The 15,013-nt window shown below is 33.0% G+C and carries 12 protein-coding genes; 7 read left to right on the top strand and 5 right to left on the bottom strand.

The annotated features are described in order from the left end of the window. Positions 1-15 precede the first annotated feature (15 nt). The 4 genes from Q4Q47_RS01015 to Q4Q47_RS01000 all read left to right on the top strand — a co-directional run bounded on the left by Q4Q47_RS01015 (position 16) and on the right by Q4Q47_RS01000 (position 5,305). On the top strand, positions 16-1,473 hold the full coding sequence (locus Q4Q47_RS01015; protein WP_303304794.1) for a RagB/SusD family nutrient uptake outer membrane protein: 1,458 nt from the start codon (positions 16-18) through the stop codon (positions 1,471-1,473). A 149-nt stretch (positions 1,474-1,622) separates the two neighbouring features. Beyond that, positions 1,623-2,567: a glycerophosphodiester phosphodiesterase family protein gene (locus Q4Q47_RS01010; protein ID WP_303304793.1), complete on the top strand. Its 945-nt coding sequence runs from the start codon at positions 1,623-1,625 to the stop codon at positions 2,565-2,567. A gap of 92 nt (positions 2,568-2,659) precedes the next feature. Then, complete coding sequence (locus Q4Q47_RS01005) at positions 2,660-4,003, top strand: MFS transporter (protein ID WP_303304792.1); 1,344 nt, start codon at positions 2,660-2,662, stop codon at positions 4,001-4,003. 72 nt (positions 4,004-4,075) lie between these two features. Further along, a complete protein-coding gene (locus Q4Q47_RS01000) occupies positions 4,076-5,305 on the top strand; it encodes a ComEC/Rec2 family competence protein (RefSeq protein WP_303304791.1) in 1,230 nt (409 codons plus the stop codon). Positions 5,306-5,646: 341 nt separating this feature from the next. Here Q4Q47_RS01000 and Q4Q47_RS00995 read toward each other — a convergent pair whose 3' ends face one another. The 5 genes from Q4Q47_RS00995 to phnA all read right to left on the bottom strand — a co-directional run bounded on the left by Q4Q47_RS00995 (position 5,647) and on the right by phnA (position 11,376). Beyond that, positions 5,647-6,927, bottom strand: coding sequence for an MFS transporter (locus Q4Q47_RS00995; protein ID WP_303304790.1), 1,281 nt, complete (start codon positions 6,925-6,927; stop codon positions 5,647-5,649). A 4-nt stretch (positions 6,928-6,931) separates the two neighbouring features. Continuing rightward, positions 6,932-7,501, bottom strand: coding sequence for a helix-turn-helix domain-containing protein (locus Q4Q47_RS00990; RefSeq protein ID WP_303304789.1), 570 nt, complete (start codon positions 7,499-7,501; stop codon positions 6,932-6,934). A gap of 12 nt (positions 7,502-7,513) precedes the next feature. After that, a complete protein-coding gene (locus tag Q4Q47_RS00985; RefSeq protein WP_303304788.1) occupies positions 7,514-8,629 on the bottom strand; it encodes a 2-aminoethylphosphonate aminotransferase in 1,116 nt (371 codons plus the stop codon). Between the two features lie 83 nt (positions 8,630-8,712). Continuing rightward, positions 8,713-10,140, bottom strand: a complete 1,428-nt coding sequence (gene phnY, locus Q4Q47_RS00980) for a phosphonoacetaldehyde dehydrogenase (protein WP_303304787.1) — start codon at positions 10,138-10,140, stop codon at positions 8,713-8,715. 24 nt (positions 10,141-10,164) lie between these two features. Beyond that, a complete protein-coding gene (gene phnA / locus Q4Q47_RS00975; protein WP_303304786.1) occupies positions 10,165-11,376 on the bottom strand; it encodes a phosphonoacetate hydrolase in 1,212 nt (403 codons plus the stop codon). Positions 11,377-11,531: 155 nt separating this feature from the next. On the opposite strand from phnA, the gene Q4Q47_RS00970 reads away from it, so the two are divergent. The 3 genes from Q4Q47_RS00970 to Q4Q47_RS00960 all read left to right on the top strand — a co-directional run bounded on the left by Q4Q47_RS00970 (position 11,532) and on the right by Q4Q47_RS00960 (position 14,922). After that, complete coding sequence (locus Q4Q47_RS00970; protein WP_303304785.1) at positions 11,532-12,749, top strand: NAD(P)/FAD-dependent oxidoreductase; 1,218 nt, start codon at positions 11,532-11,534, stop codon at positions 12,747-12,749. A gap of 348 nt (positions 12,750-13,097) precedes the next feature. Beyond that, positions 13,098-13,652, top strand: a complete 555-nt coding sequence (locus Q4Q47_RS00965) for a sigma-70 family RNA polymerase sigma factor (protein ID WP_331497763.1) — start codon at positions 13,098-13,100, stop codon at positions 13,650-13,652. An 88-nt stretch (positions 13,653-13,740) separates the two neighbouring features. Beyond that, entirely contained in the window at positions 13,741-14,922 is a 1,182-nt protein-coding gene (locus Q4Q47_RS00960) for a FecR family protein (protein WP_303304784.1), read from the top strand. Positions 14,923-15,013 lie beyond the last annotated feature (91 nt).

Raw genomic sequence — 15,013 nt, 5'->3', positions numbered from 1 at the left:
TTAAAAAACAGAATCATGAAAAATATATTAATTATAATAATAGTTGCCTTTTCATTCATTTCATGTAGTAATGAATTGGATTTGGCCCCTATTTCTACACCAAGTGCGGCTGGGTTTTTTACTACTAGTAATGATGTAGAAACAGCCGTAAATGGAGCTTATGACGCTCTACAGCAGCAAGGACAATTTGGCGAGAGTCTTTTTTATTTATTTGAAGTACGCTCAGATAATTCTGAAGAATCGTCATCAGTTGGACAAAGAGGAGGAGCCATTACCAATATGGATCTTTTCGCAGTCCAACCATCAAATTCATTATTAAGTAGCACTTGGGTACATAGTTATGATGGTATTCAACGCTGTAACGCCATATTAAATAATATAGACAATATTGATATGGACGCTTCGATTAAAACAATTAGAAAAGGGGAAGTCCAATTTCTTAGAGCGTTGAGTTATTTTAATTTGGTACGAATTTTTGGAGATGTGCCATTAGTGACCACTCAGACGTCCGATCCTTTTGAAGCTTTCGGAAATGGAAGAGATGCAGCAGCAACTATTTATACGCAAATTATTAATGATTTAACAGATGCTGCAACTAACTTACCAAGTACTCAAAGTGTTGTTGGCAAAGCAACAAAAGGTGCAGCAAATACATTATTAGGTAAGGTGCATTTAACACTAGGAAACTATGGAGAGGCTATATCGGCTCTAGGAAATGTTACAGGATATAATTTGGTACCAAATTATGCAGATATATTTGGTTCAGGAAATGAAAATAATTCTGAATCAATTTTTGAAGTACAATTTACTTCTGGGCAAGGAAGTTCCTTTGAGGTTAATGGAGAAGGAAGTGGAGAAGGAGAAGGAAGTGTCTTTGCTAATCAATTTGCACCATTCGGTGGTGGGGCTCTTGTTGTAAATGGTAGTGCTAACGGTAGCAACAGACCTACTGCTGATCTTTGGAATTCATATGACCCTACCGATTTACGTCGTGATGTAAATATTGGTGATTTTGGAGGGATACTATATCCAAAAAAGTTAGTAGAACAAACTGCTGGACCTTTAGATAGTGACCTTAATGTTATTGTTTTAAGGTATGCTGATGTTTTGTTAATGCACGCTGAAGCTTTAAATGAGCAAGGTTATGTAGCTGATGGACCTGCTTTTGATTTGATAAATCAAATTAGAAATAGAGCCGGTTTAGCCGATTTGACTTCTGCTACAATAACTAATCAAGCCGAATTTAGATTAGCGATAGAAAATGAAAGAAGATGGGAGCTAGCTTTTGAAAACCATAGATGGCCAGACTTGGTAAGAACAGGTAGAGCAGTAGAAGTTATGAATGGTCACGTTACCGAAACTAGTAATATTCCAGTAACATTAAGTGTATCTGCAAATCAGCTACTTTATCCTGTACCACAGAATGAAATAGATACAAACCCTGCTTTATTACCTCAAAATGCAGGGTATTAAGTATTATTCGTAAATTTTTTGAATTAGTTTTTTTGAGTAGTTTGAGCAAGGGGTTGATTTAAATCAGCCTCTTGTTTTCTATACTTATTTTATTACCCTTATTATTAGTTTATAAAGCCATTAATTTTTTTTAATTAAAAAGTCAGGTTATGAAATCCTATATAGTACCCCTATTATTTATATTAAGCTTTTCTTCATGCAAAGAAAGTGTAAAGGAAAAAATAGAAGATTTAAACATTCAAGAACAGCAATTATTCCCTTCGATTCAAGAAAAAATAGCCAATTTAAAAAACTCTAAAAATAAAGACATAATTGTTATAGCCCATAGAGGAGATTGGAGGAATGCGCCAGAAAACTCATTACAAGCTATACAAAGGTGTATTGATATCGATGTAGATATGGTCGAGATTGATATCAGAGAAACTAAAGATGGACATCTAGTTTTAATGCATGATGATACTATTGGGAGAACAACAACCGGTAAAGGGTATGTTAAAGAATGGACTTTAGATTCCTTAAAAACAATACGTTTAATAGACGGTTTAGGTGTTGCTACGCAACATAAAATACCTACACTTCAAGAAGCTTTAGAACTAGCTAAAGGAAAAATACTAATCAATTTAGATAAAAGCTACCAAATATTTGATAAATGTTATGAGGTTATAAAACAAACAAATACTCAGGACCAAGTCATTATTAAAGGCGTTAAAAGAAAACAAGAAGTAGAAAAAGAATTTGGAGCATATTTAGGTAAGGTTCACTTCATGCCTATAATAGTACTTCCTAATCCAGATGCAAAGGAAATTATAGATGACTATTTGGAATCGAAAACACCTCCTGTAGCTTTTGAGTTTGTTTTGAAAGGAGGAGCTGTTAAAGAGGTAATGTCAGAATTCAAAAATATCAGAGCAGCAGGATCTAGCATTTGGGTAAACTCCTTATGGCCACATTTTAATGAAGGCCATGATGATGAAAAGGCAGCTATCAATTCTACCATTTATCAATGGTATATTGATAATGATATAGACATGATCCAAACTGATCGTCCAGCATTGTTATTAGAATATTTACGAGCTAAAGGTTTACATAATTAAAAAGTTTTTTAATCATAGTTTGATTGAGTTTAGTTTGAAAAGCACAGCGGTAGTCGCTGTGTGTTTTTTGAAATTTTTAAAGAATAACAAGAATGATTAAGAAGATAACAAATTTCTACACAGCTCTTACGTTTGGTCCAAAAATAGAAAACCAGGAAAAAATAGACAAAAACTATAAACGCTTAAGATGGTCGGTATTTATATCCGCCACCATAGGCTATAGCTTGTTTTATGTTTGCAGATTAAGCCTAAGTGTGGTAAAAAAGCCCATTGTTGATTCAGGCATATTAACCGATTCAGAAATAGGCATGATCGGTTCAGCATTATTTTTTGCCTATGCCATAGGAAAACTCACAAACGGTTTTTTAGCAGATAGAAGCAACATTTGCCGTTTTATGACAACGGGCCTACTATTGACGGCTCTCATCAATTTAGCATTAGGCTTTACAACTTCCTTTACGGTGTTTGTTACTTTATGGGGGGTAAGCGGTTGGTTCCAATCCATGGGAGCAGCACCAAGTGTAGTGTCCTTATCACGATGGTTTAGCAACAAAGAACGCGGGACCTATTATGGTATCTGGAGTGCCAGTCATGGTCTAGGAAAAGCCATTACCTTTATAGTAGTAGCCTTTATAGTAAGTATTTCAGGCTGGCAATGGGGCTTTTGGGGCGCAGGACTAATAGGATTAGCAGGAGCAATCGTAGTTGCGCTATTCTTACATGATTCTCCAGAAAGCAAAGGCTTACCACCCATAGCCGATTATAAAAATGATCATGCTCCAATTTCAGCAAAAGAAAAATCGGTAGGAACGTTACAAAAGGAGGTGTTGAAGAATCCATATATCTGGATCTTAGCACTAGCTAGTGCCTTAATGTATGTAAGTAGATATGGTATAGAAAGTTGGGGGATTTACTATTTAGAAGCACAAAAAGGCTATACTACTTTAGAAGCGAGTTCTATTGTTTCTGTAAGTGCTGTTAGTGGTATAATTGGTACTATTATTTCGGGTATAATCTCAGATAAATTTTTTAAAGGAAGTCGTAATGTACCAGTATTAATAGCGGGTATTTTAAATGTAACAGCTATTTCCTTATTTCTATTTTACCCAGATGGTTATCCATGGGTAGATACGGTTAGTATGTTATTGTTTGGATTTGCAATAGGAATTTTAATTACTTTTGTTGGAGGTTTAATGGCAGTAGATATAGCTTCAAAAAAAGCATCGGGAGCAGCTTTGGGTCTAATCGGAATTGCTAGTTACATTGGTGCTGGCATTCAAGACATAGTAAGTGGATATCTTATAGGAGATAATCATACAACACTTAATGGGGTTGATAACTATGATTTTTCAACTGTGAAATTATTTTGGTTGGGAGCGGCAATACTCTCTTTAATTTGCGCTTTGTTTGTATGGAATGCTAAATCTAGAGATTGATAAATTATGAACACTTTTAAAATTAGTATTCAAAAATTAATTCACAGAAAGATGGTAAAAACTTCTTTGATAATGCTTTTAGTATGCCCATTTACTATATTATTTTTTTATAGTTGCAATCAAAATAAAAAAATAACAAAAGAAAATCCGGCAATAATTAATGGGTTTCAGCCATGGGAGAAAGGGTTTTTTGATATCCATCATATTAATACGGGGGGAGGAGATGCCACTTTTTTTATACTTCCTGATGGTACAACTATGCTATTCGATGCAGGTCGTTTAGATAAAGATGCATTTGAAGAAAAATATGCACCATTAAAGGCCATTTCTCAAAAACCAAATGATTCATTATCTGTAGCTCAATGGCTTGGCATCTATATTAAAAATATAATTCCAAAAAGCAAAGATCAAAAAATAGATTATGCACTCATATCTCATTTTCATGAAGATCATTATGGTAGTTTAGTTGAATTAGGAAGAGTAATGCCTTTTCGTAAAATAATAGACCGTAACTATCCCGATTATAATTTCCCTTTTGATTTAAAGGAATACTTATCAAAAGATGATGCTTTTATGGAATACCTAACTTATATAGAAGAAAATAAAATTTTGGCTGAAGCATTAAAAACGGGAAGTGATTCTCAAATAAAACTATTGAAAGAAGGAGCTAAATACCCTTCATTTAAAATTCAAAATGTAAAATCGAATGGTACAATCTGGACAGGGAAGGGCAATGAAGCATTCGAATATTTTATCGCCGAAGACATGATTTCATTTTATAAAGGCAAGTATAATGAAAACCCTTTGAGTTTAGCCTTAAAAATATCCTATGGGGATTTCGATTATTTTACTGGAGGCGATAATACGGGATTGCAGGGGTTTGGTCTTCCGGAATGGTTTGATGTTGAAACACCTATAGCAAAAGCAGTAGGTAAAGTAGAAGTTACTACGCTAAACCACCATGGGAATAGAGATGCTACCAATGAGTTTTTTGTAAATTCTTTAGATCCAAAAGTTGTCATTCAACAATCATGGTGTTCAGACCATCCAGGGCAGGAAGTTTATCAACGTCTCATTTATAAAGATAATAATGCTGAAAAACGGGACATTTTTGCTACTGATATGCATGATGAAACTATAGTAACCTATGGCCCTTGGTTTAAGGAAAACTATAAAAGTATGCACGGACATATTGTAGTAAGGGTTTACCCTAACGGGAAAAAATATGAAGTCATCATTTTAAATGACGAATCTATAAAATTAACAGTAAAACAAAGATTTGGACCATATTATTCAAAATAAAATGATCATCCACTTAAAAAGCTTTTAGCACTTTTTTTATTAGTCCACGGATATTGCGTGGCAGGAAAACCCTGTTTTGAAAAGTAACGAAGCAATGCCTAACAGCTAGTTGAGTTAATTCCGCTTGATGTGCCGAACTTACTTCGGTATCTAGCGGGATCTCGGGTTTAATACCTCAATCCTTGAGTCAATTTTCAAGACCCAGGGCTTGTCCTGGGGTTAATACCTTTTATTCTTAGTCAAGTTTCTTATAGTCGTCAACAAAGAGAAAAGCCAAAACGGATTGTTGGTATGTAAAGATGTTTTAATTAATTCTTTTTCAAGGCCTCCTAAAAAACGGCTCATTCATTTGTTATATGAAAATGGGGGCTTTTAAAATTCCATTTCAAAGCAGCTAATCCTCCACCTATTAACGACATGATTACAAAGAAATAAAAAAGATTATCCCAACCAAAAGCTTCATTAATGGCAACAACTATGAAACCTGAAAACATCTGTCCAATTGAGCCCATGCCATTAATAATCCCAGAGGCCATACCTGCTCCTTTTTTTCCACCAACATCCATAGAGCCAGCTGTACAGATAAGTGAATCGGGGCCATAAGTAGCAATACCTATAAGAGCGATGCTTAAAATGACACCCGTTTTACCAAACGCTACCATATAAGGATGAATTAAGCAAACAACAGCTAAACCAATCATCATTATAGATACAGTACTAAATCTTTTTGAATTAAATAACCTATCTGAAGCATAGCCAGCTAGTATAACCCCGAAAAAACCAATTAATTCATATACAGATGATATGTATCCAGCATCACTAACACTATAGTTTAGTGACTTTTCAAGATATATTGGAAGCCAAAAAAGAAAGGCATAACGAGTCATTTTAAGAATCATATAACAACTTGAATAGATCCAGAGGGCTTGATTTTTGATTAATAAACTAAGTATTTTTAAGCTTTCAGATTTACCATCGGAATTTATTTGATACTTATTTTCTATAATAACTGGAAGATCAATGTCTTTAGGGTTATTTCTTGTGAATAATAAATAAAGAAAAGCAATTATTAAAAGAATAATGGAAGGAAAAAAGAATCCGCGTTTCCACCCCATATCAGACATAAAATCCATATCAAAAGCGACATAGGTCGCAAAAATAGTAGCTAAAAATCCACCGGTAACATAACAGGTTGACCACCATGACATAACGATACCTCTCTCATTGCTTCTAAACCAGGGGGTCATGTTTTTTATTAAGCCACTCCAACCAGTTGATTGCCCATAACCATTTAAAGCAATTAAGAAAACAATAATTCCAACGGAAAAAGACATGCCGAGAAAAAAGTTAGCAAAGGCAGCTAAAAACAAACCAATACTAACAATTTTACGAGGTCCAAATTTATCGGATAAATACCCATTTAAAAACTGTCCAATGGTATAAATTAAACTGTAAACAAAAATAATAGAAGCATAATCAGAGTTATCTAAATCTAAATCGCCTTCCATGGAACTCCATGTAACAGCTAAGTTTTTTCTTCCAAAATAAAAGCCGGCATAGGCCATCCATGTTAAGATGAATATTCTCTTTCTCCAGTACTTTTGCTTAGCGTTTAAATTCATATAATTAATATGGTGTTTTTTTTATAAAATACATTTTTAGCATGACAGCTGTAGTTGAGTATTTATTTTGAACGGCATGAGGAATTGAACCATCAAAAAATAAGACATCACCTTCTCCCAGAATTAACAATTCATCATTTAGAATGTAATTTATTGATCCTTGGATAACGTATATAAGTTCGGTTGCATCTGTTGAAATGGGTTCACGATAAACATCTTTATTAACTTTTACAATATAAGTTCTTAAGTTACTTTCAGAAATGCCATCGGAAAATAAAAATGTATATTCTAGACCTCTGGAATCTTCTCGTTCTTCAATTTCTCCCTCACCTTTTTTAATTAAAATATAAGATTCTTTATTATTCGAACTTAAATTTAATTCTGATAAATCAATCTGTAAAGACTGCATTATTTTTAATAATACTGGAAGAGATGGTGTGGTTCTAAAATTTTCAATTTTAGAAATTAATCCAATACTAACATCACTCATTTCAGCGACTTGTTTTAAACTCAAGCTCTTATTTACACGTATTTTTTTTAGCTGTTTTCCGAGGTTTACTAGTATGTCTTCCATTTTTTTAAAATTTTAATTGTTCAAATAATTTATTTGTACAAGATAAGATTTTAAAACTTTTAAGAATGCCTCTATGTCTGTATAATCAATTTGTCCTATGTTTGAAATTCTAAAAGTATCATAATTGTTTACTTTTCCAGGATAAATGGTAAATCCTTTTTCAAAGAAATAATCATGCATTTCATTAAAATTATAGGCATCAACTTTTGGTTCTATAATAGAAGTGATGATTTTTGAATGGTACTTTTTATCAATTAAATATTCTAAACCTAATGCATCTAAACCAGCTATTAAAGTTTCCCAAGATTTTGTGTATCTCGCATAACGACCTTCAATAGTTTCTTCTAAAGTTTCAACAATAGCTTGTTTTAAAGCATAGAAGGTTTGCACTGGTGGTGTAAAACGTGTTTGATGGGTTTTTTCAAAATAGACGTATTGGGCGTATAAATTTAAATATAAGCTACGCATAGGAATAGATGCTGTAGTTTCTAAAGTAGCTTTATTACAAATAGCAAATCCAATACCAGCCATCCCTTGAATATTTTTATTAGAACTTGCTGCTAAATAATCAATATTCATAGCTTTCATATCTACAGGAATGGCTGCAAAACCACTCATGGAATCTACTATGAAACTTACGTTATGTCTTTTACAGATTTCACCAACTGAAGTAATATCGTTTAATAAACCAGTCGTGGTTTCATGATGAATCATTGCCAAATGCGTTAATCCATCTGTGCTTTCAATTAAAGCTTCTAATGCATTTAAATCTATGGGCTCTATGGAAGACGATTCAAAAACAACGGTTGGTATTTTATAAACACTAGTAATTTGACACATACGTTTTCCATAGGCGCCATTATCTATAATTAATACTTTACCGGTATCTGGTATTACAGAGTTTAAAATAGCTTCTACTGTTGCCGTTCCTGAACCACCAAACAACACGGTTGTATATTCATTAGGGTTTCCAACAAACCTTGTAATTTCTGTGGCACAATATTCCATTAAATCACCAAATTCTTGCTCTCTTGGACAAATATCTGGACATGCCTGAGCCAACTTTACAGAATCTGTAGTTGTAGCTGGTCCTGGATTTAATAATATGTTTCGTTTAATTTCTTTCATTTTGATAAGGTTTAGTCTATTTAATCGACTGCAATATTATCGCATAATACTGCAGTCAATTTTAATTTAATATTATGATATTGTTATGCAATGTCCCATGGTAAAGAGTATGTTTTTACATAAGTATACCCTTTCATAGCTTCTATAACACCTTCTTTGTATCCTAAACCGGAATCTTTCACACCCCCAAAAGGCGTCCATTCTAAACGATAACTTGGCGCTTCATTTACGTTTACAGTACCAGTATCTAGTTCTGTGATAACCCGTTGTATTGAAGGCCAGTGGTTACTTACTACACCGCCTGATAATCCGTAAGGAGTATCATTTGCAATGTCTATGGCTTCATCTAAGGTAGAAAATCTGATAATTGGAGCCACAGGACCAAAGGTTTCTTTAGCAACTACGACATGATCGTTTTTAATATGATCTAAAACGGTTGGTGCAAATAAAGCACCATCGCGTTTATGACCTGCTAAAAGAACGGCGCCATTGTCAATCGCATCTTGCACACGTCTTTCCATTTCTTCTGCAGCAGCTTCGGTAATTACAGTTCCCATATCATTTGAAGCATCATAAGGATCACCATATTTTATGGCTTTAACTTTGTCTGCTAATTTTTTTGCATACTCATCTGCAATGCTTTCGTGCACTAAAATTCTTCTAACAGCCGTACAGCGTTGTGCAGAATTCTTAAAAGTACCATTCATGGTTACTTCTACAGCTTCATCAATATCGGCATCGTCTAAAATTAAAAGCGCAGAACTTCCTCCAAGCTCTAAAACTAGTTTTTTATATCCAGCTTTAGATGCGATGATTTTTCCAATTTCACTACCCCCTGTAAAAGAAACCATAGTGATATCTGGATGTACTGTCATCATTTCTGACGTAGCTTGAACATCTTTACCATTAATACAGTTAAGCATGTTTGGTGGTAAACCACAATCTAAAGCCAATTGCGCAAAATAATAAGCAGAAAGTGGTGTTCTTTCAGATGGTTTTAAAACCACGGTATTATTTGTTGCTATTGCAGGGGCTATTTTGTGCACTACTTGATTCATAGGATGGTTAAATGGTGTAATGGCACTAATTAATCCTAAAGGTACACGTGTCGTATAAATTCGTCTTGGTTTTCCGTTTTTTGAAACATCACAAGGAAAAACTTGAGAGTCATCGTCTAATGCTTTCATAGCAGAGAATCTTAACACGTCTGATACCCTACTTGCTTCGTAACGTGTATCTTTTAAACAAAGCCCTGTTTCATCAGTAATCATTTGACTTACTTCATCGACACGTTCTTCAAGTGCATTGGCTATTTTATTTAAAATATCATAACGTTCGTAACGCGTTAGTGTGATTTTAGTGTTTTTTGTGTCTCTTAAAACTTTGTCTAAAGTATCTGTATTAATAGAAGAAACTCTACCTACTAATTTTTTGGTGTAAGGATTATGTACTTCAATCCATTCATCTCCTTTAACTTGTTCTCCGTTAATTATACTTCCAAATTCAATCATAATATTCTTTTTTTGGTTAGTTTCTTAAAACCCGTTACTTAAGAAGTGAAATAAATCGAAGTTTCTGCTTTCACCTGTTGCCAATTTCTCAGCATACTCGTCATTCAATTTTTTATTAAAAACCATTGGTACTACTTGGCAATGTTCGCCTCCATGAGAGCGTAAACCTTCTTTTACTTTATCTAAATCATGCCAATCTGGAGTTCTCCCAATGGTTGTAGCTGCATCAGAAAGCACTACTAAATCTCCAATTCTATCTCCAGGTAATTCATAAGCTTCAACAGCTTCAGCATTGGTTAACACTTTTTCAATACCATCTAAGCTTAATAAATAGGCTTTAGCAGTTTCTAATTGTGATTTATCATCTAAGTATAAAGTACCATAACCACCTAAAGCACCATGATGTACTACATAAGGATCTGTAATAGGTAAAATGACTCTGGTATTAATACCTTGCTCATTTAGTAATTTTTCAATGAACTGAACTTTAGGTGTGCCATCAGCATTAGTTTTTGCTTGCATTCCATGATCGGCTGTAATACCAATGATGGCTCCTAATTTATCTAGTTCTCCAAACCAATAATCTATTTTTGATAAAAAATCGTTTGCTTCTGGATCTCCCGGAGCATATTTATGTTGTACAAAATCTGTGGTTGTTAAATACATGACATCAAAATGCTGTTTTTGTAAAAGTTTTGCACCTGCTTCAATGCAGTAAACTGAAATATAAGGATCATAAATGCCAGGTCTCTCTTTACCCATTAGATCAGTTTCAACATTTTCAATACCATTTCCTTCTAATGTAGCTTCATTAGCAAACTCAGCAGAAAAACAAATACCATCAAGATTATGTGATAGCATGCGTCTTAATTTTTCTTTAGCAGTAACTACAGCTACTTTATTGCCATTTTTACTTTTCTCCGATAAAATAGTAGGCACTTTTAAGTATTTTGGATCACTCATCATGACCTCTTCTTGTAATTCGGTATCCCAATAGAAATTTCCACATATACCATTTACATTTGGTGGTACACCTGTAGTAATTGCCATATTATTAGGGTTTGTAAATGAAGGGATCACACTTTTTACCATTCCTTTTGATCCTTCTTTTATAAAGCGTTGCAAATTTGGCATGACTTCTTTTGCTGCTTCATAATATGGGTATGAAGTACCGTCCATACATATTCCTATTATTGTCTTTTTTTGTTTAGGATAAACCCTGTTATTAATTTCCATTGCGATAGTATATTATTCAATTAAATTTTCACAAATGTAAAATAAATTTACTTATAATATAATTTTATACATTATTTTTTTTACTTATAGTCTAATTATTATATTATAAGTAAAAAAATATTATATATTGCAACGGTAAACCTAAATTTTTTAAATTGAAAAAAGTTGTAATAATTGGAGGAGGTACTATAGGAACTAGCGTTGCATATTATGTAAGTAAACTAGGAGACGCAGATGTGACATTGGTAGATAAAGATTATATAGGAAGTGGCAACACAGCTTCTGCGGCTTCTTTAATTACTCTAGCTAGATCGAAAAAATCGATTATTCCTTTGGTCAAGGAAACAATAGCTGCTATTGGTGATATGGAACAGCTTCTTGGTGAACCTTCTGGAGTTATGAAGGTAGGAAGTATCCATATCGCTGCATCTGAAACCTCAGAAAAAAGTATTAGAAGTTTAATGGATATTGCAGATGAGTTTGGTTTAAAGCAAGAATGGTTGACTTCAGAGAGTATAAAAGAGAAATTACCTTGGATTAATATTGAAAGTGTTAGAGGGGGTGCTTTTATGAAAGACGATTGTTATATGGAGTCTACCGTTTTGGCAAATAATTTTGCTAAAGCTGCCAAAATGCAAGGCGCTAAAATAAAGCAATATACCAATGTTGAGGAAATTTTAAGTGATAACGGAAAAATAACCGGTATTAAAACGAAAGAAGGTGTTATTCCCTGTGATGTGGTTGTTGATGCTGCTGGGGCTTGGAGTAACTTATTATCTATGCAAGCAAGCGAAGCTATTCCTATGGCTCCCGTAAGAAGTATTTATTGGATTACCGGTAACAGACCGGATTTATTTAATCCTAACCAGCCTATGGTTATTTTTCCTGACGCTTCGGCATATTGCAGGCCTGAAGGAGAGTCTTTGCTTTTTGGGATTCGAGACCGTGCTGGAGTACATGTAAACCCTAAAGAATTACCAGATAGTATGCATGGTTATAATCTGATTAATGAAAATGAATATTGGGATATACTATTGGAAGAAGGGCAAGCATTTCAAAAATTCTTTCCCGACTTTGAAAACATGGAAATAGCCCATTGTATTTCGGGCATATCAACCTATACACCAGATGCTTCTTTGGCTATGGGGAGCGCAAAAAATATGGAAGGATTATATATAGCAACAGGTTGTTCTGGTGCTGGTGTAGCAACTTCTGGGGGATATGGTCGTGTTATTGCTGAGTTGATTTACAATAAACAACCTTATACAAATATAGATCCGTTCAAGATAGATAGATTTGGTGATTTTGATCCGTTTGAATATGATTTTAGACAACGGTGTGCCGATGCACGCTCAAATAAAAAAGAAGGATAGTAATCTCTGTAATAGTATTCATATGGGTTTAATCGTAAAGAATTCTCCGTAGGCTTGCCTCGGGGTTTCCGTTGAAATTGTCATTCTCGCGAAAGCGGGAATCTAAATAACAGAATTTCGGTTTTTGACCATTAGGTCATAGCTTGTGCTCAACTTGATTGGGTATGAAACGAACGAAATACCCCTACGGCTTGCCTCGGGGATAGTTTGTTTCAAGAAATTCTTTATTACCATAAAAATTATATTATTATGATATACAGTTGTTTATGATCTAGAGATAAAAAGTGATTAAAATTTCGTATATTTTGATTAATTTTCAAGCTGTAAATTGCCAATTAATTATAATTTATTTCTCATATCAATACATCTGCAAAAAATAACTTAAAAGAGGTTTTCGATACATATTACGAAGCGCTCGTATTATATGCCAACCGCTTTTTGTCTTTGAAAGATGAATGTGAAGATATTGTACAAGATATTTTTGCAGATCTTTGGGAGAAAGATCTAACATTTCCAGATGATTTGTCACTAAAGGTTTATTTATATAAATCTACTCGTAATAAATGTTATAATATCATTAAACACAATAAAGTAAAAGATCTATATAGTGCCAACTATATACAATTACTAGAAGACGATAACTTATTTTTAAAACAAATTTTAGAAGAAGAAATTGTAAGGCAGTTAAATAGTATTATTGAAATTTTGCCCAAAAGAAAAAAAGAAATCATAAAATTAAGCCTTAGAGGTATAAAAAACAAAGAGATTTCTGAAATTATAGGAATAAAACTTCAAACTGTGAAAACTTTAAAATCTCAATCTTATAAAATTTTAAGAGAAGAATTTAAAGAGCTGAAAACTATTATCAATTTCTTATTGTTCAAGAAAAAAAAATATTCTTAACATTTTTTTCATTGCTTAAAAAAAAAAATCAGATTCCAGTAGTACCTTTTCTATACTTGATTGTTCTATTAGTATATAAAGTATAAAAATGGAAGAGATATTTTACATATCTAAACTGATAGTAAAGAAAAAAATAAAAGATTTAGATGCTTCTGAAAAGTTGCATTTAAAAGAGTATTATAAGCAATACCCGTTTTCAAAGAATATTAATTTTGAGGAGATTGTCCAAAAAACTTCAGAATATGAAACTATTAATAAGGAAAAGTCATGGGAAGTTGTATTAAAGAAATCAGATAAACGTTCTAATAAATTTTATATTCCTGTAACCAAACATTCTTGGTTAAAATATGCTATAGCTGCATCTGTAGTCTTATTAATTTCTACAACTTTTTTCTTAATTCAGAATGATGAGGTCATCATTGAAGAGATCCCTGTAATTGCAGATACTAATAATGATATTGAAATAGGTGGAGATAAAGCCGTTTTAACTTTAGGAAACGGTACTAGTATTGTTTTAGGAAATGGTGAAGATTATATTTACAATAATGTAAAAAGCAATGGAGGAAAGATTGTTTATAGTACTGTAAACGATAAAGTTTTAGATAGTTCTAAAATGGTATATAATTATTTAACCATTCCAAGAGGAGGTCAATACTTTATAGAGTTAGAAGATGGCACACAAGTATGGTTAAATTCAGAGTCCAGATTAAAATATCCTACATTTTTTGTAAAGGGGAACGAACGTAAAGTTGAATTGGTATATGGAGAAGCTTATTTTGATGTCTCATCAAGTATGAAGCATGATGGTTCGTCATTTAAAGTTCTTACAGAAGGACAGGAGATTGAAGTTTTAGGAACAGAGTTTAATGTAAAAGCATACCGAGACGAGTCTTATGTTTATACCACTTTAGTAGAAGGAGCGGTTACTGTAGATAATACTATTCAAAAAGAGTCTTTAAGACCAAATGAGCAATCTATTTTAAGTAAAGAAAACAAAAGCGTCATAATTACTGAAGTTGACGTGTTTACTGAAATATCATGGAAAAATGGTTTTTTCAGTTTCAGAAGTAAATCCTTAAAAGATATTATGAAGGTGTTGTCACGATGGTATGATGTAGATATATTATTCTTAAATAAGGATTTAGAAACTATTAATTTTAAAGGTGTATTAAATAAAAATCAAAATTTAGTAGAAATATTAACAATTATAAAAAACACAAAAGATATTAATGCCTATGACATAAACGGAAAAACAGTACTTATAAAATAACCAAAAAAGAAAAGAGAGCAAAGTTTAGACTGTCCAAAGTTAAAACGCTTTACCCTCCTTTTTTAGAATTACTAACTTAATTAATGTTTAA

Origin of the sequence: Flavivirga spongiicola, from assembly GCF_030540825.1 — a bacterium.
In the GTDB taxonomy this organism is placed as follows: domain Bacteria; phylum Bacteroidota; class Bacteroidia; order Flavobacteriales; family Flavobacteriaceae; genus Flavivirga; species Flavivirga spongiicola.
Note: the sequence above shows the minus strand (reverse complement) of the source record. Positions and strands in the feature narration are given on the sequence as shown.

Coding starts and splice junctions, on each gene's coding strand:
- Q4Q47_RS01000 (WP_303304791.1), top strand. CDS start 4,076: ATGCTTTTAGTATGCCCATTTACTATATTATTTTTTTATAGTTGCAAT.
- phnY (WP_303304787.1), bottom strand. CDS start 10,140: ATGATTGAATTTGGAAGTATAATTAACGGAGAACAAGTTAAAGGAGAT.
- Q4Q47_RS01005 (WP_303304792.1), top strand. CDS start 2,660: ATGATTAAGAAGATAACAAATTTCTACACAGCTCTTACGTTTGGTCCA.
- Q4Q47_RS00985 (WP_303304788.1), bottom strand. CDS start 8,629: ATGAAAGAAATTAAACGAAACATATTATTAAATCCAGGACCAGCTACA.
- Q4Q47_RS00990 (WP_303304789.1), bottom strand. CDS start 7,501: ATGGAAGACATACTAGTAAACCTCGGAAAACAGCTAAAAAAAATACGT.
- Q4Q47_RS00995 (WP_303304790.1), bottom strand. CDS start 6,927: ATGAATTTAAACGCTAAGCAAAAGTACTGGAGAAAGAGAATATTCATC.
- Q4Q47_RS00960 (WP_303304784.1), top strand. CDS start 13,741: ATGGAAGAGATATTTTACATATCTAAACTGATAGTAAAGAAAAAAATA.
- phnA (WP_303304786.1), bottom strand. CDS start 11,376: ATGGAAATTAATAACAGGGTTTATCCTAAACAAAAAAAGACAATAATA.
- Q4Q47_RS01015 (WP_303304794.1), top strand. CDS start 16: ATGAAAAATATATTAATTATAATAATAGTTGCCTTTTCATTCATTTCA.
- Q4Q47_RS01010 (WP_303304793.1), top strand. CDS start 1,623: ATGAAATCCTATATAGTACCCCTATTATTTATATTAAGCTTTTCTTCA.